The following is an 18,174-nucleotide window of genomic DNA, read 5'->3' as shown; positions in this document are numbered from 1 at the left end:
TACTCATGACAAAACGTAAACCGACAATTATTTCGACTGACATGTCAGTTCAAGATGAAAATCAATCCAGCGTGATTATTTCTATGCGAGTGGATGATGATCTTTTAGATTTTACTGGTCATTTTCCTAATCACCCATTATTACCAGGTGTGACTCAGGTGGACTGGGCTATTTATTATGGCCAACAACACTTACAAGCACATTCTGTCTTTAAAGGGATGGAAGTTTTGAAGTTTCAAGAACCAATCCTGCCGAATACTTATGTTGAGCTAGAATTAAAGTGGGTTAAAGATAAAGAGAAATTGTATTTTTCTTTCAGTTCTAAACATGAAGATATTGTAAGTAAGCACTCTTCTGGGCGTATTTTATTAGGACAACAATAATGACAACTTTCCGTCCTTGTTTTCTTATTCCTTGCTATAACCATGGAGCAACGGTACCAGCGGTTGTTGAGTCATTAATGACTTTTGGCTACCCAATGCTTATTGTTGATGATGGCAGTCAGGCTGACACAAAAAGAATTCTAGCGGATGTTGCAGCATCGTATGATGATGTGACCCTAATTACATTGGCTAATAATCAGGGTAAAGGCGGAGCGGTTATTGCTGGTATTGAAGCGGCTTATCAGCAAAGCTTTAGTCATGCGATTCAAATTGATGCAGATGGTCAACATGATTTAGAAGCATTACCTAAGTTGATTCAAGAATCACAAGCTCATCCCACAGCGTTGATCTCTGGTCAACCAATCTATGATGAAAGCGTGCCTAAATCTCGCTTGTATGGGCGCTATGTCACCCATGTTTGGGTATGGATAGAGACGCTCTCTTTTGCGATTAAAGACAGTATGTGTGGTTTTCGTTCTTATCCAATAGGGCCAACTATTAGCGTTCTTGAGCGTGCTGTTTTGGGGCGAAGAATGGATTTCGATACTGAGATCATGGTTCGTATGTATTGGAATGACACGGATATCCGTTTTATTAATACTCGCGTGATTTATCCTGAAGATGGTATTTCTCATTTTGATGCTTTATGGGATAACGTCAAAATCAGTTGGATGCACACGAAGTTATTTTTTGGCATGTTGCCGCGGATCCTATCATTATTAAAACGAAAACCAATACAGGATGATCATTGGTCGTCTCATGCAGAGCGTGGCACTATTCTTGGAATGCAAGTGCTGTTGTGGGTTTATTCTACTTTTGGTCGTCATGTTTTCTCGTTACTGCTAAAACCCGTTATGGCGTATTACTACTTACGTGGTGGCCCTGTAAAACAAGCATCTGATGATTTTATTCAACAAGTAAATGCTTATGCACGAGTAAAAAATATTACGTTACCTGAAAAATTATCTCCATATCGCCACCTAGTTTCATTTGGTGAAACCATGTTAGATAAATTGGCAGCATGGCGTGGCGATTTTTCTGAGAAGAATTTAGTTGTGCATGGTACTGAGCATTATGAAGCGTTATCCAAACGAGAAAAAGGCATCGTAATGCTAGGTTCCCATTTGGGTAATTTAGAGTTATGTCGTGCTCTGAGTCGTCGACATAAAGATCTTAAAATTAATGCTTTGGTGTTTACTGAGCACGCAGAGCGTTTTAATGCAGTAATGAAAGCGGTTAATCCTCAATCTGAGGTTAATGTGATTCAAGTCAGTAAAATGGGCCCTGATACCGCTATTTTATTACAACAAAAAATAGATGCAGGTGAGTGGATTGTTATTGTGGGTGACCGCACCTCAGTTACCAAAGAAGATCGTGTTGTTTGGGCGGATTTTCTTGGTAAACCAGCGCCATTCCCACAAGGGCCATTTATGTTGGCTTCTATTTTAAAGCAACCGGTTTATCTTATGTTTGGCCTACGTGATGATTCACAAAAAGAGCCACGTTTTGATGTGTATTTTGAACCGTTTTCAGAACAAATTATTTTACCTCGTGGTAAGCGAGAAGAGGCTTTGCAAGAAGTCGTACAGAATTATGCTCAACGCTTGGAGCATTTCACACTGAAAGCCCCATCGCAATGGTATAACTTTTTTAATTTTTGGCAGTTAACTGGAAAGAAAGATGACAACTAATTCAATTACATTTGGTAAGGGACGTCTGACGATTGAAGACGTTGTTGATATTGCAAATGGTGCTGATGCACAACTTAATAACTCTGATGCATTTACTGCTAAAATTGACCGTGGTGTTGAGTTCTTAGAGCGTCTTTTAAAAGAAGAAGGCGTAATCTACGGTGTAACGACAGGGTACGGTGATTCTTGTACTGTTGCGATTCCTATGGATTTAGTCGATGAACTGCCATTACATTTAACTCGTTTTCATGGTTGTGGCTTAGGTGATAATCTCGATGAGCAGCAATCACGTGCGGTATTAGCAACACGTTTATGCTCATTATCTCAAGGCGTGTCTGGTGTTACTCACGATTTGCTAAATCAAATTGTTACTCTGATTAATCATGGCATTTCACCTCGTATTCCTCAAGAAGGTTCAGTGGGTGCAAGTGGCGATTTAACTCCGCTTTCTTACCTTGCGGCAGCTCTTGTTGGTGAGCGTGAAGTTATCTATAAAGGTGAAATTCGCGCAACGGCTGATGTTTTTAAAGAGTTAAATATCACACCAATTAAACTTAAACCAAAAGAAGGTTTAGCGTTAATGAACGGTACGTCAGTGATGACGGCATTAGCCTGTTTAGCGTATAAACGTGCTGAATATTTAGCACAAATGGCGACTAAAATCACAGCAATGGTTTCTGTTGGTATGCAAGGTAATGACTTCCATTTTGATGAAGCATTATTTGCGGTGAAGCCACATCCAGGTCAACAACAAATCGCATCATGGTTACGCTCAGATTTACACAATGAAACGCCGCCAAGAAACAGCGACCGTCTACAAGACCGTTATTCTTTACGTTGTGCTCCTCATGTTATTGGTGTTCTTCAAGATAGCTTGCCGTTCTTACGTCAGATGATTGAAAACGAACTAAACAGCGCTAACGATAATCCAATTATTGATGGCGATAATGAGCGCGTTCTTCATGGTGGTCATTTTTACGGTGGTCATATTGCTATGGCAATGGACATGCTAAAAACGGCAGTGGCAAACATTGCTGATTTGCTGGATCGTCAAATGGCACAGTTAATGGATTATAAGTTCAATAATGGCTTACCATTTAACCTAACTGGTGCAACTGGTGCTCGTAAACCAATTAATCATGGCTTTAAAGCGGTTCAAATTGGTATTTCAGCATGGACAGCAGAAGCACTTAAAGGCACGATGCCAGCAAGCGTATTCTCTCGTTCAACAGAATGCCATAACCAAGATAAAGTGAGCATGGGTACGATTGCTTCTCGCGATTGCTTGCGTGTTCTTCAGTTAACAGAGCAAGTGACGTCGGCTTCTCTATTAGCGGCAACTCAAGCGTTAGTATTGCGTGAAAGACAAGGTGAATTGAGCGATAACGAACTGAGCCTTGAACTAAAAACCATGCGAGATGCGGTTTTATCTGAATTTGCTTTTGTAGATGAAGATCGTCCATTAGAGCAAGACTTACGTAATTTTATTAATAAAATTCAACAACAACATTGGACGCTATATTAATGTCAGACACTGTGATTAATACTGATGGATCATCAACGTTGAACGTATTAAGTTCAGAAGTGTTGATCACAACTGCTTTTCAAGATGCGGATCCAATGGGCATCATTTACCACGGTAACTACTTCCGATTTTTCGAAACCGCTCGTCATGAGATGCTGAAAAAAATCGGATATAGTTATAACGATATGGTTGAATCGGGTTATCTCTGGCCAATCATTGACGTTGGTGTCCGATACACTAAATCTATACGTTATGACCATACTATTCGAGTGGTGGCAACATTGACCGAATGGGAAAATCGTATGCGTGTAGATTATGTTATTTATGATGCGGAATCTGGAGTCAGAATGACAAGAGGGCATACAATGCAAGTTGCTGTTGAGATGGAAAACGACGAAATGTGCTTTGTATCACCTAAGGCATTTACCGATAAAGTAGAGGCTTACCAGAATGCATAGTATCAAACGATACATCTCAATCTTGCTATTGTCGTTAAGCGTTTTATTCAGTGCGAATAGCTTTGCTTTTGATGTAAACGATTTACAGCAACAACTCGCTCAGTCAACGTTAGTGCGTGGCGATTTTCAACAAGTTAGAACCATGCAGATGTTTAGTCAACCGTTATTAACATCAGGGTCTTTTTTGTTAGATCATGAGCAAGGACTATTGTGGCAACAAACTAAGCCATTCCCTATTACACTAACGTTAACGCAGAATAAACTTCGTCAGTTAATAAATGGCGAAGCCCAAGTGATGAATGACACTCAAAATCCAATGGTATTCTACTTTACGCGATTATTCCTTTCGTTATTTAAAGGCGATACTGACGCGATTAAAGAAAATTTCACCTTAACATTATCGGGCGAAAAAGAAGCATGGACGTTGTTATTAACACCAACTACATCACCGATTGATAGCGTGTTTAAATCGATCAAAATCGAAGGCGGTACTTACTTGAATCGCGTTGTGTTAACTGAAGTGCGTGGTGACGTAACAGAAATGCTTTTTACTAAGCAATCAACCAAACCTATGACATTAACAGAAGAAGAGTTACGTGCATTTACCTTCTAACTGGTTCAAGCCTCGACAGTTTGCTTTAAGTTGGTTATTGATAATTTTAGGACTTGTTGGTCTATTTGTTTATCAAGCTAACACAAAAGGCGTTCTTCCTGTTGAGACCAATATATTAGCGCTACTGCCTGATAATCAACAAGATAAGGTTGCTCAACAAGCGTTTGACACCATAGCAAATACCATGAGTGATAAAGTGGTGTTTGTTGTTAGTCAAAAGCAGAATGACAATAAAAAACTTATCAATGCCGTTGAGCAATTTAGTTTTGGTTTAAAAGAATTGCCTTTATTTGATTCTGTTACAGCAACAGTAAGCAAAGACCAGCAGCAAGCGTGGGGACAGTATTATTTTCCTGCACGCGCCCAGCTATTAACTGAAAAACAACAGCAGCAATTAACTTCTGCACCAGAGCAACAAGTTCAATTGGTATTACAGGCACTGTATAATCCTTTCTCTGGTGTAACGGGGGTTGAATTAGAAAATGATCCATTCCTATTATTTAGAGACTATTTGTCGGGTTTAACAAAAAGCTCAGGCAATATTAAAATAGAAAATGGTTATCTCACAGCAACGGTTGATGACCATAAATACATTGTGATCACAGCAGATCTTGCTGGCTCATCTTACCAACTTTCTTTACAGCAGCAATTGCCCGATTTAACAGCATTAGAGCAAAGCATACAGAAGCAATTTTCTATTGATGTGCAGCATACTGGTGTCATTTTTTATGCCGCTCATGGTACAGAAAGTGCGAAAGGAGAGATTAGTACTATTGGACTCGGTTCTCTGATCGGTATTCTTGTTTTAGTTCTTGTTGTGTATCGAAGTGCCATGCCATTAGCGCTTGCCTTATTATCTATAACGACAGGTTTATTCTGCGCTTATGTATTAACTATTGCCTTGTTTGGATCAATACACCTATTTAGTTTGGTATTCGGTGCTAGCTTGATAGGCGTCTCTATTGATTATGCTTTCCATTTCTTAACTGATCGCTTGAATGCCGGTACAAAATGGAATTCAGTAGAGGGTATAAAACAACTCTTTCCAGCAATTACCCTAGGGCTCATCACAAGCTTGATTGGTTATTTAGGTATGTTGATAGCACCATTCCCAGGCTTACAACAATTATCACTATTTTCAGCTATTGGGTTAACTGCCGCTTACTTTACAGTCGTGTGTTGGTATCCGTTACTTGCAAGAAAACCAAGTAACTATCATGTAATTCCTGCTCAGCGAGCATTAAGCCAATGGTTACTTGTATGGCAGCAACCCTTGTTGCGATTAGTTTTGCCATTAAGCTTATTAGTTGCCGCTGTATTTGGGGTAACACAAGCAAAGTACGATGATGATATTCGTCAGCTTCAAGCCTTACCACAAGCACTTCAGCAACAAGAGCGAGAGATAAAAAGCATTACAGGTGTAGGCGGTTCTCAACAATTATTATTGGTTCGAGATAACTCAGAAGAAGGGCTGTTACAGAAATTAGAAACAATCTCACATGAGTTAGATCAAGAGCAGGGGTTTGGTGGATTTCAATCCATCAGTCGCTACGTGCCTTCGCAAAAAACACAGCAAGCAAATTACCAATTGGTTAACGGCTTATATCAAGGCCAAGCTAATACTTATCAAAAAGTAATACAACAAAAGCAAGCATTAGCTAAATTACAGCCATATCATGCGCTGACCATTGAGAGTTTTTTAGCATCTCCAATCTCAGAGACAGTAGGTTTCTTGTGGCTTGGAAAAATTGATAATGTATTCGCATCTGTTATTACCTTTAATCAAGAAGTTGATAGCGCAGCGTTAAGTGAATTTGCTCAAAATAATGGAGCAACTTATCTTAATAAAGCAGAAGAGATTTCGACTTTATTTGCTCAATATCGACAACGAATAACTGAACTGTTATTGATGGCGTATCTTGCGATATTTTTATTGTTGCTACCTCGTTATAAAGTAAAACAGGCTTTCTTAATTGTATTACCTCCCTTTATTGCTGGGTGCGCAGGACTTGCGGTTACGATATTAACCGGAGTACCACTAAATCTGTTTAATTTATTAGCCTTGATGTTGATATTGGGAATAGGGATCGATTACACCCTTTTCTTTGCAGAGCAGAATAAACAAGGCGATCATTCACACAGAGAAAGCACTTTATTAGCGATTTCATTATCAGCGCTAACCACAATTCTTTCTTTTGGGCTATTAGCATTAAGCGAAACCCAAGCGATTCACAGTTTTGGTATCACTGTATTAACAGGTATCATTGTGGCTTGGCTACTCGCACCATTAAGTCAGTTACCTCAGTATCATTTACATAATAGAAGAGAGAAATAATGATGAGTCAGCGTTTAATACTTCGTTATTTTAACGTCTTTATTTTGTCGTTTATCGTCATGGGATGTACATCAAAACCGATTAAGCAAGCTAACCAAGTAGAGGTTGCTCAAGGTAAATTTATTACGCTTCCTCAGCCTGCACAATATGGCAATGATTTATCATTGAGCCAACTAATCTCAGTAGAGTTTCAAGGTAAGAAACAACAACTGCCTGTTCAATTGCAATTGACTGGTAATGACCTTGTTCTTGCAGGGTTTGCCTCGTGGGGCTCTCGATTATTGAGTTTAGATTATGATGGTTTAACTCTAGATACGTATGTTATGGCAGGGCTTTCCGATACATTACCCCCACCAGAACAAGTATTATTTAATGTAATGATCACTTTATGGCCGATGGAAGCTTGGCAAACATCATTAGATAATATTGGTTGGAAGCTGAGTGAAAGCGATAATCATAGAGTGTTGGTTGATGAATCAGGCAAAACGGTCTTAGATATTCGTTATGACTCAATAGCCAATAAGTTTGATGGTGATATTCTCTTAACCAGTCCTCATTTAGGTTATGTCATTAAAATTAAAACGTTTTCACATTCATAAGAAGCGTAAACTCAAAAAATAATGGATAAATAAAATGAGTGAATTTCCTGTATATATTCATGCCTGTGGTTCGCATTCAGCATTAGGCAAAGAGATAAGTGATATTCATCAGTCTCTTAGTGGAAATAAAAAACCATCAATGATAGCTGAAGATGGGTGGTTAAATGATGGTAAATCGACCGTTGTCGGTAAAGCCGAAGGTTCGTTGCCAACAATCCCATCGCGTTTAGCTGCATTTGATACCCGAAATAACCAATTAGTGCTTTCAGCATTACAACAAATAGAGCCTCAAATCCAAAAGGCAAAAGCAACCTACGGTGCTGATCGTATTGCGGTTGTTGTGGGGACCAGTACTTCTGGGATCTCAGATGGTGAAGTGGCGCTAAGTGCTAAGCTAAATACTGGCGAGTTTTCTGATGGCTATCATTACCACAAGCAAGAGTTAGGTAATCCTGCGGAATTTATCGCAGAGTATTTAGAGCTAACTGGCCCTACGTACGCGATTTCAACGGCATGTTCTTCAAGCGGTAGAGTGTTTTTATCCGCAAAACGATTATTAAAATCAGGCTTTGTTGATGCGGTTATTGTTGGTGGTACAGACTCCTTATGTAAACTCACTCTCAATGGGTTTAATAGCCTTGAAGCATTATCAAATGATTCTTGCTTACCATTTAGTCCGAATCGTAAAGGGATTAATATCGGAGAAGCCAGTGCGTATATGCTACTGAGCGCAGAGCAAAAAGACTCCGATGATCCCATTGCTTTATTGGGCGCTGGTGATAGCTCTGATGCACATCATATATCGGCACCTCATCCAGAAGGGAAAGGGGCTATTGAAGCGATGGAAAAAGCATTAAAAGACGCAGGACTTGAAGCGTCTGAGATTGGTTACATTAATGCTCATGGTACAGCGACTCCATTGAATGATGCGATGGAATCAAAAGCCGCTAATGCCGTGTTTGGATCTCAAACACCGATCAGTTCAACTAAGCCGTTAACTGGCCACACGTTAGGGGCGGCTGGTATTATTGAAGCCTCGATTTGCTGGCATATACTAAAATTTAATTTACCTTTGCCAGCACAAATTAATGACGGTGTAAAAGACAGTAAACTTGCCGACATTAACCTAGTGACCAATCAAGTATTAGAAAAGAAAGCAATCATCAGTAATTCATTTGCTTTTGGTGGTAACAACATCAGTTTAATTTTTGGATATCAATCATGAATACTATTCCTGACCTAATCGACCTTTTACCTCATGATACGCCGTTGGCATTAGTCGATAAATTGATTGATGTTCAAGAGCTATCTATTCATTGCCAAGTTATCATTAGTGATAAGAACGTATTTTTTAATCATGAAACCAACACTATCCCTGCATGGGTAGGTATTGAGTTTATGGCACAAACCATCGCTGGATGGTCAGGCTATCATGCGTGGAAAAAAGGCAATAAGTCACCAATAGGCTTTTTGCTTGGCAGTCGAAAATATAAAGCGGAATGCAGTGAATTTCAGCAAGGCGACACACTCGACATTTTTGCAGAGCAAATCTTAGAGAATAATGGCATGGCGGTATTCAGTTGTTATATTGAATGTAATGGTCAACAAATAGCATCAAGCCAATTAAACGTATTCGTGCCAACAGAAGAAAAATTAGAAGAGCTTTTAGCTCCTAAGCAAGACGAGCAGTAGAGGGAATCATGATGAGACAAGTATTAGTGACCGGAGCCAGTAAGGGGATTGGTCGCGCAATTTCAGAGCAGTTAGCAAAAGATGGTTTTTTTGTGGTTGTTCACTATATGAGTGACAAAGCGGGAGCAGAACAAACATTAGCGACGATTGAAGCGAATGGTGGTTCAGGCCGTTTAATTCAGTTTGATATTAGTGACCGCGTTCAGTGTCGACTCATGCTTGAACATGACATCGAAATGAATGGTGCGTATTACGGCGTCGTAAGTAATGCCGGAATTACTCGCGATACGGCTTTTCCTGCAATGACAGAGGGAGAGTGGGACAGTGTCATTCATACTAACTTAGACAGCTTCTACAACGTACTTCATCCTTGTGTTATGCCTATGGTTCAAAAGCGTAAAGGTGGCCGTATCGTAACGCTAGCGTCAGTATCAGGTATCGTTGGTAACCGTGGCCAAACTAACTACAGCGCTGCTAAAGCGGGTGTTATTGGCGCAACTAAATCGTTAGCGTTAGAATTAGCAAAACGAAAAATTACCGTTAACTGTGTCGCTCCAGGGTTGATAGATACTGGTATGGTCGATGAGCATGTAAAAGAGCATGCCTTGCCACAAGTACCACTGCGCCGTATGGGTGATCCAGAAGAAGTTGCAGGTCTTGTTAGTTACCTAATGTCAGATGTTGCGGGTTATGTGACTCGCCAAGTTATTTCTATTAATGGTGGTTTAGTATGAATCGTCGTGTTGTGGTAACAGGCATGTCAGGCGTAACAGCCTTAGGCAGCGATTGGAACACCGTAGGCGAAAATCTGCGTAAGTGTGAAAATGCCACTCAATATATGCCAAGCTTTGAAGTTTATGATGGTCTTAACACTAAGCTTGCCGCACCAATTGATGACTTTACTCTACCAAAGCATTATACCCGTAAGAGAATTCGTTCAATGGGGCGAGTCTCATTATTATCTACTGTTGCTTCTGAACAGGCGTTAGAACAAAGTGGTTTGATTGGTAATGATGTTCTAACAAACGGCCAAACAGGTATCGCCTTTGGTTCATCTACAGGCTCTACTGATGCGGTAGGCGCTTTTGGCGTTATGTTAAGTGAGAAAAGCACTAAAGCGATCACGGCTACAACCTATGTAAAAATGATGCCTCATACCGCAGCAGTAAATGTCGGTTTATTCTTTGGTTTACGTGGTCGTGTTATTCCAACAAGCAGTGCGTGTACTTCAGGAAGCCAAGCCATTGGTTATGCTTATGAAGCGATCAAGCACGGTTATCAAACCGCAATGGTTGCCGGTGGTGCAGAAGAGCTTTGCCCAACAGAATCAGCCGTATTTGATACCTTATTTGCAACGAGCTTAAAAAATGATGAACCTAAAACTTCGCCGAGTCCATACGATCAAGACCGAGATGGTCTAGTTATTGGTGAAGGCGCAGGTGCATTAGTACTTGAAGAGTACGAACACGCAAAAGCACGTGGTGCGACGATTTATGCTGAATTGATTGGCTTTGCAAGTAACTGCGATGCGGCTCATGTAACACAACCTCAAATGGAAACCATGCAATTATGTATGGAAATGTCACTAAAAGATGCGAACCTATCTCCAGAGCAAATTGGATATGTATCAGCTCACGGCACAGCAACTGAGCGTGGTGATATTGCAGAGAGTACAGCAACAGAAAACGTATTTGGCTCATCAATGCCAATCAGTTCATTGAAATCCTACTTTGGTCATACACTTGGTGCTTGTGGAGCGATTGAGGCGTGGTTATCGATCGAGATGATGCGTAACAATTGGTTTAGCCCAACACTGAACTTAAATAACGTCGATGAGCGCTGTGGTAAACTAGATTACATTACAGGAACAGGGCGTGAGATTGATTGTAATTACATCATGAGCAATAACTTTGCGTTTGGTGGAATAAACACATCACTTATCTTTAAGCGTTGGACTGAAGCGTAGTTTTATTTTCTAATTTATCGGTTCATAAGTAGCAGATAGTAAAAAACCGGTGAGGGGAATTCACCGGTTTTTTTATATCTTCAGATTGGTTAGATTGAAGATCAACAGCTAGATAGCTGGATTAGTTAACCCAATCACGCAATGTGAAAGTTAACTCATGGTCTTGACCTTGAAGGATCAAGTTCTCTTTAGTAAGCGTAATGTCGCTCCATGTAGACAGTGTGCTTGATACAGCTTGTTCAGTCGTCATCACATCACCCATACACATTTTCATTGTCATTCCCATTTTCTCAATGCGGAATTGACCTTCTTTATTTAGCTCGCCTTGGCCAAAGAAGTTGTTACAGCCAGCGTTACCGTTTGCTGTCATTTTTTCGCCAATTTCAAGACGAGGAGCTTCCATTTTTTCAGGAGTGGCTATGTCTTTACCATCAACTTGCGTTAACTGCCAGTTGTGGTGTTGAAGCATGTCAGCAGAAACTTGAGTGTCAGCCATTAGGTTATCACCATTGCTTGCACATGCAGCCATTAATACAGGTAGAGATACAGCCACTAATAATTTTTTCATTTTAACTCCTAACTGGTTTATGAAGTTTAACTTTTTTTAATACACAGAAGTATAGAAGAGAATAACCCAATATTGTCAGTAAAAAGTAAAAAACACTGTCCAATTACTGTTGTCTTATAAATTAGAATACAAAATGAGAAGGGGATCTTAGTTTTTAAGTAGAAGAATATTAGGAGGGTCTATAATTGAGTGCGTCAGATAGATTAAAGCCCCGATACTGGTAATATCAGGGCTTTAAAGGGGTTGTTATTTCAATTGGTAAGAAAGAAATAACATAATGCAAAAGAGTAAAACAGACTCGAATTAGATGCGGATGAAGTCCATGTGCTCAACTTTAGGCTTAAACGCGTGACGTTGAACGTCTTGCGGTTTAACCTTAACAGTAGCGCCATCGATTACTAGCTCAATTGCTTCGTAAAATTCAGGCTTATCCATTTGGTTGATGATATCACTGTGGATTAGTTCGATTGATACTGGAGCTTCTGTGCCACCGTAAACGATTGCAGGGAATTTACCAGCGTGACGAAGGCGGCGGCTCGCACCCTTACCTTGTTCAGTACGTACTACTGCTTCAAATTTCATAGTCTTTACTCTCAAAATAGTAAAATAAAAAAATGCCATTAAGCTTAGCGACCTAACTTAACAGACTTTTCGTTTCGAAAAACGAGCGCGAATAGTACCACCCCATTATTTATCTAACAACCTATTTTAGTGTGTTTTTAAGGGGATTTTGATAATGTAGAGATCTGATGGTTAAAAATGGAATAACCAATACTAATTTATCGATAATGAAAGGAATCAAAGATGAAAAAAATAGGAATAGTTACGTTATTTTCTTTTTCAGTGATTGCCGCTGATTACTCTCAAGAGATAGAAACTCGTCAAGATAATTTCCAACACCTTGATGCAACTGTCGATTTACTCGATGACGCGTTTGATAAAGAAGCGATAGATTGGGATCGAATTATGCCATTAGCCCAAAGTGCGCATTTAACAGTAGAAGAGCAGAAAACCCTGTTTCCAGAAGGAAGCGCAGACAACAGCCGAGCACGGACTAAAATTTGGGTTCAAAAAGCAGAGTTTGAGGGCAAGTTTGATACGCTATCTCAGCAATTCATGCTAATTAGCGAAGCCGCAGTTGAGCAAGATGAAGAGGCAGCACGCGCTGCGCTTGATAAGGCTTTTTCGCAGTGCCGCTCTTGTCACATGAATTATCGTTCGCTGTGGTAATCGTGTTTTACAAGCGGATGACTTTATAAACAGATTACTCTTCAAAGATCTTATCGCGAATCGACCAAAACTTACCTTGTTTACGCGCAATCACAAAACTCGGTGGGCGAAAACGGTGTTGGTTATTCGCGATTTTAATTGCGGTTGTTTCTTCAAATGGACGATGTCTATCAACCAAATGGGGACGAACAAAGTGATTCAAAAATAATTGTTTCTGTTTTTTAGTCGTCATTTGCCACACTTCATGCAGCTCAGAATCATCATCGCCTATATAGGTAACTTTAATTTGTGGCTTATCGAATTGGTTTTTTCCTGCTGTAAGTGTCAAATCAATACAGTTGAGAATTCGAGCGTCTTTTAATTTAAGCGCTTCTTTTAGCTTTTTATCTGGATCAACTAAGATCGCATCGCATTCATGACAGATACGTGCAGCAATATCATTGTCTGCGCCACACTCGTTACAATATTTGGCTCTAAAGCGATAACCACACTCTTCACGAGTCCCTTCATCATCTTCAAAATAGCCTTGGCAACGACGACCAAAATGCTCAAGTAAAAAGCCATTACTGTCTAATTTGCCCCAGAAGTTATTATTAAAACCGCAAGCAGGGCAGGGAATAGTAATAATTTCGCTGTTACTGTCGGGTTTAGGATCTCCCACTTCAGGTTGATAGAGATCGTAGCAATTGCCTGCGTAATCCAAGATGGTACATTCCGTTTTCCCTTCCGCTAAGCGCAGTCCTCGACCAATGATTTGTTGGTATAAACTGACCGATTCGGTTGGACGTAAAATAGCAATAAGATCAACATGAGGCGCATCAAAGCCGGTGGTTAATACTGAGACATTAACTAAAAATTTGGTTTGTTGTTTCTTGAAGCGTTGAATGATGGCATCACGTTCAATCACTTTCGTATCGCCAATCACCAATTCGGATTGATCTGGTGGCAGTAGTGACAATATTTCTTGAGCATGACGAACCGTTGCTGCAAATATCATCACGCCTTTTCTGTCTTTTGCGTATTCCACTATTTGTTGCACGATTTGTGGCGTCGCACGCTTGGACTCTTCGATCACCAAATCCAATTCTGATTCTTTGTATTTGCCAGTAGAAGCAGGCTTTAATTGCGAAAAGTCGTAACTTAATACTGGGGCATCTAACAGTTTTGCTGGGGTCAAAAAACCTTCATCTAATAAGTACTGAATAGGCAATTCAAAAATGCAATCACGGAAAAAACGAGGCGTGTCGGTTTTGACTTGTCCACGAGTGTGGTACTGATAAATCCATCCCATGCCTAAGCGATAAGGCGTTGCCGTTAATCCAAGAACCTTAATGCCAGAGTTTTGAGCTTGTAGGTGCTCAATGACTTTACGATAACTGGTGTCCTTGTTATCTGGCACTCGGTGACATTCATCTATGACTAATAATGAAAATTGGTCTTTAAACGAATCAAGGTTTCTAACCACTGATTGCACCGAAGCAAATACCACTTTTTTATCGTTTTCTTTACGACCTAAACCAGCAGAGAAAATAGAGGCCTCTTCACCATACCCTTCGTATTTTTCATGGTTTTGTTCAACCAATTCTTTAACGTGAGCTAATACCAATACGCGACCTTTAGCAATACGAGCCAGCTCCGCAATAACCAAACTTTTTCCTGCTCCAGTAGGCAGCACCAACACTGCCGGAGAGGTGTGCTTTCGGAAATAATGAATAACGGCTTTCACTGAATCTTGCTGATAAGGGCGTAACGTATACATGGATATAAACACAGTGGTTGAGGTAAGCGTGAATCATATCAGAATATAAAAGATTACTCTTTGTTTTCTTGCTAATATTAAAATAGATAAAATCAGGATTGATTATTCCACGTTAAAAAAGGAAGTTTAATAAATGTCAGTGCTTCAACGCATTAATATCACGCTATTTTTCGTCGCCATTCTTTCAGGGTGTGGTTCACTTCCTGATCTGGTTGAGCACGCTAATGAGCCAGTTGTTACGCCATTAACAAGTCGCTTATCTGAGTTGAGAGACACATCGTTACCTCAGAAAACAACAAAAGAAACCAGTGCTGTTTTGATACAAGATGCAGGGTGGGATGCGCTTGCTCAGCGATTAGCATTAATTGAAACTGCTGAACACACCATAGATATCCAATATTACATTTGGAACTCAGATGCATCCGGTCATTATCTTGCGAGTCGTTTATTAGCAGCGGCTGATCGCGGCGTAAAAGTTCGCGTTATGCTTGATGACATCAACTTAAATGAGCGTGAAGATCTTTTGATTGCGCTTAACTCTCATCCTCAAGTCGAGATCCGTGTATTTAACCCCATTCCAACCCGTCGTGGAGTAACCAAATGGGTGAACTTCTTAGGGGACTTTTCTCGCCTAAATCGACGTATGCACAATAAATCATTTACTGTTGATGGTGCTTTTTCGGTTGTCGGTGGGCGCAATATTGGCGATGAGTATTTTGATCTCTCTGATGACATTAATTTTCGTGATCGTGATGTGTTAGTAACAGGCTCTGTGGTGGCCGATATTCAAACGAGCTTTATTCAATATTGGGACAGCACTTGGTCTTACCCTGTTGATTTATTGGGTGAGGTAACATCACCAGAACAACCCGTATTAGATGAGATAGCAGCGCCAATTTACACAAATTATCCAGCGTTACCTGAGGGCAATGAAATCGCCTATCAGTTCTTAGAAGAGTTAACAGCAAAAATGACTTGGGTGAATGCACATTTTGTGTCTGATCGACCTGTTCCTTTAGATAAAGATAACACCAGTGAGCCAAAAGCAACGGCGAAAGCGCTCGCGAAATTAGCCAGTGAATCAGATAAAGAGGTCTTATTAGAATCGGCGTATTTAATTTTTGATGATGCCCAATTAGAAGGGTGGCAAGAACTGGTTAATAACGGTGTTGAGATAAAAGCGCTAACTAACTCAATGGCATCGAACGATTTAACCACTAACCATTCAGGTTATGCAGGTCGCCGTAAAGATATGCTTGAGCATGGTATTCAGTTATATGAATTAAAACCAGAAACTGAATTGTGTGAAGAATCGACCCGTAACGTGTCTAAATGTGCCCCAACTATTGCTTATGGTCTCCATGCAAAGTCTGCGGTTTTTGATGATCGAATAGCGAGTATCAGCTCTTTTAATTTCAATTTACGATCGACTTATCTTAATACCGAATCAATTTTAATTATTGAAAATCAAAAGATAGCAGAGCGTCTTGCGAGCGATATAGAAAAAGCGATGGATGAAAAGAACAGTTGGCATTTAAAGCTGCAAGAGAACGAAGTCCGTTGGTATTCAGGTGATAAAAGTTGGGAAGACGAGCCAGAAACAGGGCGATGGGAGCGTTTTGAATCCCAATTTTTGCAGTTATTGCCAATAGAGAAATACCTATGATACGAATAATCGTAATGTGCTAAGTTGTGATTTAGCACTTACTATAAATTAAATAATAGCAGACTTATTAAACATTCAATTGCTCACACAAAAAAAGGATTGGTATTTCTACCAATCCTTTTTTAATACCGCTTTTGCTAGAGTTTGATTACTCGTAATCGGCAGCGTATGTTTCTTCATATGTATGAGAATAAAGCTCAAATAAGTTACCAAACGGGTCTTCTAGGTAAACCATTTGGCTTGTATTGTTATCATCTTCTGGGTGGTAACGCATGATATCCATACGTACCTTGCCACCAAATTCTTCTGTGCGCTTAATTACACCATGAAAGTCATCGGTTTGAAGACAAAAGTGGAAAATCCCGATACGAGAAAAATCTACGTTATGACGTTCTTGACGCTCTTTCATTTCAAATAATTCAAAGCCAATGCCATCTTTAGTTAATAAATGCGCAATGTTAAACCCTTTAAAGCCTTCACCAAAAACAGCAATACACATACGGCCAATTGCAGTTTCACGTTCCTCTGTAACTTTGGTATTGCCCATTACAATCTCAAGGCCTAACGCTTTAGTGTAGAATTCAACAGCTTTATCCATATTGCCAACCATGATACCAACGTGATTCATTTTCATAATGTGCTCCAAATACGTTTTATTAATTCGTTATGTTGTTTCGATGTAGGAGAGTATAGGTAAGAATGCAGATTACGTGAAATTATCAAATTTTATTTAAATAATAATATTTTGTTATTATCGTAAGAGGGATATAAGAATATTTATGATTAACGGAATGATGTGATTTGAATATCTTTATTTAAAGTTGAGCTTGGGGGAGAGTAATCAAATGGAACTTGGTATTTTGACGAGCGTAAGACCGCTCGTCTCAGTAGAAAGATGAATCCTATTTTGATTGTTCAAGCTGTGATGGGTTATCAAACATCGCTTGTAATACTTGTATGAATTGCCCCATATGCAAGCCATCCATCAAACCATGATGAACTTCAATGGATAACGGCATACGCCATTGCTCACCTTGTTGAACTAATTTCCCAAATGCCATTTTCGGCACACTATCTGGGAAGTTAACGTCTCTAGCATGAGTCATGCTGGTGAAATCGACCCATGGCAATACAGTTAAATGAATCGTGTTCTGCTTCATTTCTTGGCCAATAAATTGCTCTACGATAAAAGGCGTGTTCTTAATCCTAGTCTCGGATTTTGCTGCACTGATGGTAAAGTCAGAAAACGTAGGCTCATGGTCTAAATCGCAAAAGCGTACCGTATTATCATCGGCGAGCAGCGCGACACTGACACACATAGGCGAGTAAATACGTACTTCTTCCCCTACAAGGCGATAGCTCATCGGTTCACATTTATTTAGTGCTTGCTGAGTTAGGTAAAGATAAGCGTGAAAGAAACGGTGATTGTGCTGCTTACAATATTGGTGCAGCGCCGTTACGTCGATATTAGAGCAGATGTTATACCAAGGGTGACTAAAGCCTTGATAGAATTTCAAGTGTTGTGCTCGCGCCCACTGGCTGACATCTAGTACTTCATATGCCATTTTATTTCCCTATAGAGTTCACTGATTTTGATTGGGCTGATTCTATATACCTAAGAGACTTCAAGATACATTTGAGTGTAGAAAAGCACGAGAAACGGTACAATACCCAAATTGCGATATCGCA

Annotated in this window: 18 protein-coding genes; 13 read left to right on the top strand and 5 right to left on the bottom strand. The window is 39.9% G+C overall.

Going from position 1 to position 18,174, the window contains the following annotated elements:
• Window positions 1-5: 5 nt before the first annotated feature.
• From BTO23_RS07725 to BTO23_RS07675, 11 genes are read left to right on the top strand one after another with little or no spacing between them, the layout of a single operon-like run.
• Entirely contained in the window at window positions 6-383 is a 378-nt protein-coding gene (locus BTO23_RS07725; protein ID WP_060990467.1) for an ApeI family dehydratase, read from the top strand.
• Complete coding sequence (locus BTO23_RS07720) at window positions 383-2,074, top strand: glycosyltransferase family 2 protein (RefSeq protein WP_105063312.1); 1,692 nt, start codon at window positions 383-385, stop codon at window positions 2,072-2,074. The genes BTO23_RS07725 and BTO23_RS07720 overlap by 1 nt, the downstream gene beginning before the upstream one ends.
• Window positions 2,064-3,599, top strand: a complete 1,536-nt coding sequence (locus BTO23_RS07715; RefSeq protein ID WP_105063311.1) for an HAL/PAL/TAL family ammonia-lyase — start codon at window positions 2,064-2,066, stop codon at window positions 3,597-3,599. The genes BTO23_RS07720 and BTO23_RS07715 overlap by 11 nt, the downstream gene beginning before the upstream one ends.
• Entirely contained in the window at window positions 3,599-4,057 is a 459-nt protein-coding gene (locus BTO23_RS07710) for an acyl-CoA thioesterase (protein WP_061013457.1), read from the top strand. Before BTO23_RS07715 ends, BTO23_RS07710 begins: the two co-directional genes overlap by 1 nt.
• Window positions 4,050-4,670 (top strand): outer membrane lipoprotein carrier protein LolA, encoded by a 621-nt coding sequence (locus BTO23_RS07705; protein WP_105063310.1) that lies wholly within the window; start codon window positions 4,050-4,052, stop codon window positions 4,668-4,670. The genes BTO23_RS07710 and BTO23_RS07705 overlap by 8 nt, the downstream gene beginning before the upstream one ends.
• Entirely contained in the window at window positions 4,654-7,005 is a 2,352-nt protein-coding gene (locus BTO23_RS07700; protein ID WP_105063309.1) for an MMPL family transporter, read from the top strand. The genes BTO23_RS07705 and BTO23_RS07700 overlap by 17 nt, the downstream gene beginning before the upstream one ends.
• Complete coding sequence (locus tag BTO23_RS07695; RefSeq protein ID WP_105063308.1) at window positions 7,005-7,604, top strand: DUF3261 domain-containing protein; 600 nt, start codon at window positions 7,005-7,007, stop codon at window positions 7,602-7,604. The genes BTO23_RS07700 and BTO23_RS07695 overlap by 1 nt, the downstream gene beginning before the upstream one ends.
• A 34-nt stretch (window positions 7,605-7,638) precedes the next feature.
• Complete coding sequence (locus BTO23_RS07690) at window positions 7,639-8,829, top strand: beta-ketoacyl-[acyl-carrier-protein] synthase family protein (protein ID WP_061013451.1); 1,191 nt, start codon at window positions 7,639-7,641, stop codon at window positions 8,827-8,829.
• The gene (locus BTO23_RS07685; protein WP_061001872.1) at window positions 8,826-9,296 is read left to right on the top strand and encodes a hotdog family protein; all 471 of its coding nucleotides are present in this window, start codon (window positions 8,826-8,828) and stop codon (window positions 9,294-9,296) included. Before BTO23_RS07690 ends, BTO23_RS07685 begins: the two co-directional genes overlap by 4 nt.
• An 8-nt stretch (window positions 9,297-9,304) precedes the next feature.
• Entirely contained in the window at window positions 9,305-10,030 is a 726-nt protein-coding gene (locus BTO23_RS07680) for a 3-ketoacyl-ACP reductase FabG2 (protein WP_060990476.1), read from the top strand.
• The gene (locus tag BTO23_RS07675; protein WP_060990477.1) at window positions 10,027-11,262 is read left to right on the top strand and encodes a beta-ketoacyl-ACP synthase; all 1,236 of its coding nucleotides are present in this window, start codon (window positions 10,027-10,029) and stop codon (window positions 11,260-11,262) included. Before BTO23_RS07680 ends, BTO23_RS07675 begins: the two co-directional genes overlap by 4 nt.
• Before the next feature lie 121 nt (window positions 11,263-11,383).
• On the opposite strand, the gene BTO23_RS07670 is transcribed toward BTO23_RS07675, so the two are convergent.
• Together BTO23_RS07670 and rplY are read right to left on the bottom strand one after the other, a co-directional pair.
• Window positions 11,384-11,830: an META domain-containing protein gene (locus tag BTO23_RS07670; protein ID WP_060990478.1), complete on the bottom strand. Its 447-nt coding sequence runs from the start codon at window positions 11,828-11,830 to the stop codon at window positions 11,384-11,386.
• Window positions 11,831-12,133: 303 nt separating this feature from the next.
• On the bottom strand, window positions 12,134-12,412 hold the full coding sequence (gene rplY, locus BTO23_RS07665) for a 50S ribosomal protein L25 (RefSeq protein WP_060990479.1): 279 nt from the start codon (window positions 12,410-12,412) through the stop codon (window positions 12,134-12,136).
• Between the two features lie 222 nt (window positions 12,413-12,634).
• Here rplY and BTO23_RS07660 point away from each other — a divergent pair, with 222 nt between their 5' ends.
• Complete coding sequence (locus BTO23_RS07660) at window positions 12,635-13,060, top strand: cytochrome c (RefSeq protein WP_061001873.1); 426 nt, start codon at window positions 12,635-12,637, stop codon at window positions 13,058-13,060.
• Window positions 13,061-13,094: 34 nt separating this feature from the next.
• Here the strand turns inward: BTO23_RS07660 and radD are convergent, their stop codons facing one another.
• Window positions 13,095-14,819 (bottom strand): DNA repair helicase RadD, encoded by a 1,725-nt coding sequence (radD, locus tag BTO23_RS07655; RefSeq protein WP_105063306.1) that lies wholly within the window; start codon window positions 14,817-14,819, stop codon window positions 13,095-13,097.
• A 133-nt stretch (window positions 14,820-14,952) separates the two neighbouring features.
• On the opposite strand from radD, the gene BTO23_RS07650 reads away from it, so the two are divergent.
• Window positions 14,953-16,485 carry a phospholipase D family protein gene (locus BTO23_RS07650; protein ID WP_105063305.1) on the top strand — a complete coding sequence of 511 codons (1,533 nt, stop codon included), beginning with the start codon at window positions 14,953-14,955 and terminating at the stop codon, window positions 16,483-16,485.
• 148 nt (window positions 16,486-16,633) lie between these two features.
• Here BTO23_RS07650 and BTO23_RS07645 read toward each other — a convergent pair whose 3' ends face one another.
• Together BTO23_RS07645 and BTO23_RS07640 are read right to left on the bottom strand one after the other, a co-directional pair.
• A complete protein-coding gene (locus tag BTO23_RS07645; protein ID WP_105063304.1) occupies window positions 16,634-17,119 on the bottom strand; it encodes a VOC family protein in 486 nt (161 codons plus the stop codon).
• Window positions 17,120-17,387: 268 nt separating this feature from the next.
• The gene (locus tag BTO23_RS07640; RefSeq protein WP_105063303.1) at window positions 17,388-18,050 is read right to left on the bottom strand and encodes a CatA-like O-acetyltransferase; all 663 of its coding nucleotides are present in this window, start codon (window positions 18,048-18,050) and stop codon (window positions 17,388-17,390) included.
• Window positions 18,051-18,174 lie beyond the last annotated feature (124 nt).

This window comes from Aliivibrio sifiae (genome assembly GCF_002954715.1).
GTDB lineage: Bacteria > Pseudomonadota > Gammaproteobacteria > Enterobacterales > Vibrionaceae > Aliivibrio > Aliivibrio sifiae.
This window is presented reverse-complemented; position numbering and strand designations above follow the sequence as displayed.

Excerpts from the sequence above, each read along its gene's own strand:
- rplY (WP_060990479.1), bottom strand. The coding sequence starts at position 12,412 with ATGAAATTTGAAGCAGTAGTACGTACTGAACAAGGTAAGGGTGCGAGC.
- BTO23_RS07675 (WP_060990477.1), top strand. The coding sequence starts at position 10,027 with ATGAATCGTCGTGTTGTGGTAACAGGCATGTCAGGCGTAACAGCCTTA.
- BTO23_RS07725 (WP_060990467.1), top strand. The coding sequence starts at position 6 with ATGACAAAACGTAAACCGACAATTATTTCGACTGACATGTCAGTTCAA.
- BTO23_RS07720 (WP_105063312.1), top strand. The coding sequence starts at position 383 with ATGACAACTTTCCGTCCTTGTTTTCTTATTCCTTGCTATAACCATGGA.
- BTO23_RS07710 (WP_061013457.1), top strand. The coding sequence starts at position 3,599 with ATGTCAGACACTGTGATTAATACTGATGGATCATCAACGTTGAACGTA.
- BTO23_RS07695 (WP_105063308.1), top strand. The coding sequence starts at position 7,005 with ATGATGAGTCAGCGTTTAATACTTCGTTATTTTAACGTCTTTATTTTG.
- radD (WP_105063306.1), bottom strand. The coding sequence starts at position 14,819 with ATGTATACGTTACGCCCTTATCAGCAAGATTCAGTGAAAGCCGTTATT.
- BTO23_RS07660 (WP_061001873.1), top strand. The coding sequence starts at position 12,635 with ATGAAAAAAATAGGAATAGTTACGTTATTTTCTTTTTCAGTGATTGCC.
- BTO23_RS07705 (WP_105063310.1), top strand. The coding sequence starts at position 4,050 with ATGCATAGTATCAAACGATACATCTCAATCTTGCTATTGTCGTTAAGC.
- BTO23_RS07680 (WP_060990476.1), top strand. The coding sequence starts at position 9,305 with ATGATGAGACAAGTATTAGTGACCGGAGCCAGTAAGGGGATTGGTCGC.
- BTO23_RS07640 (WP_105063303.1), bottom strand. The coding sequence starts at position 18,050 with ATGGCATATGAAGTACTAGATGTCAGCCAGTGGGCGCGAGCACAACAC.
- BTO23_RS07690 (WP_061013451.1), top strand. The coding sequence starts at position 7,639 with ATGAGTGAATTTCCTGTATATATTCATGCCTGTGGTTCGCATTCAGCA.
- BTO23_RS07685 (WP_061001872.1), top strand. The coding sequence starts at position 8,826 with ATGAATACTATTCCTGACCTAATCGACCTTTTACCTCATGATACGCCG.
- BTO23_RS07715 (WP_105063311.1), top strand. The coding sequence starts at position 2,064 with ATGACAACTAATTCAATTACATTTGGTAAGGGACGTCTGACGATTGAA.
- BTO23_RS07670 (WP_060990478.1), bottom strand. The coding sequence starts at position 11,830 with ATGAAAAAATTATTAGTGGCTGTATCTCTACCTGTATTAATGGCTGCA.
- BTO23_RS07645 (WP_105063304.1), bottom strand. The coding sequence starts at position 17,119 with ATGAAAATGAATCACGTTGGTATCATGGTTGGCAATATGGATAAAGCT.
- BTO23_RS07650 (WP_105063305.1), top strand. The coding sequence starts at position 14,953 with ATGTCAGTGCTTCAACGCATTAATATCACGCTATTTTTCGTCGCCATT.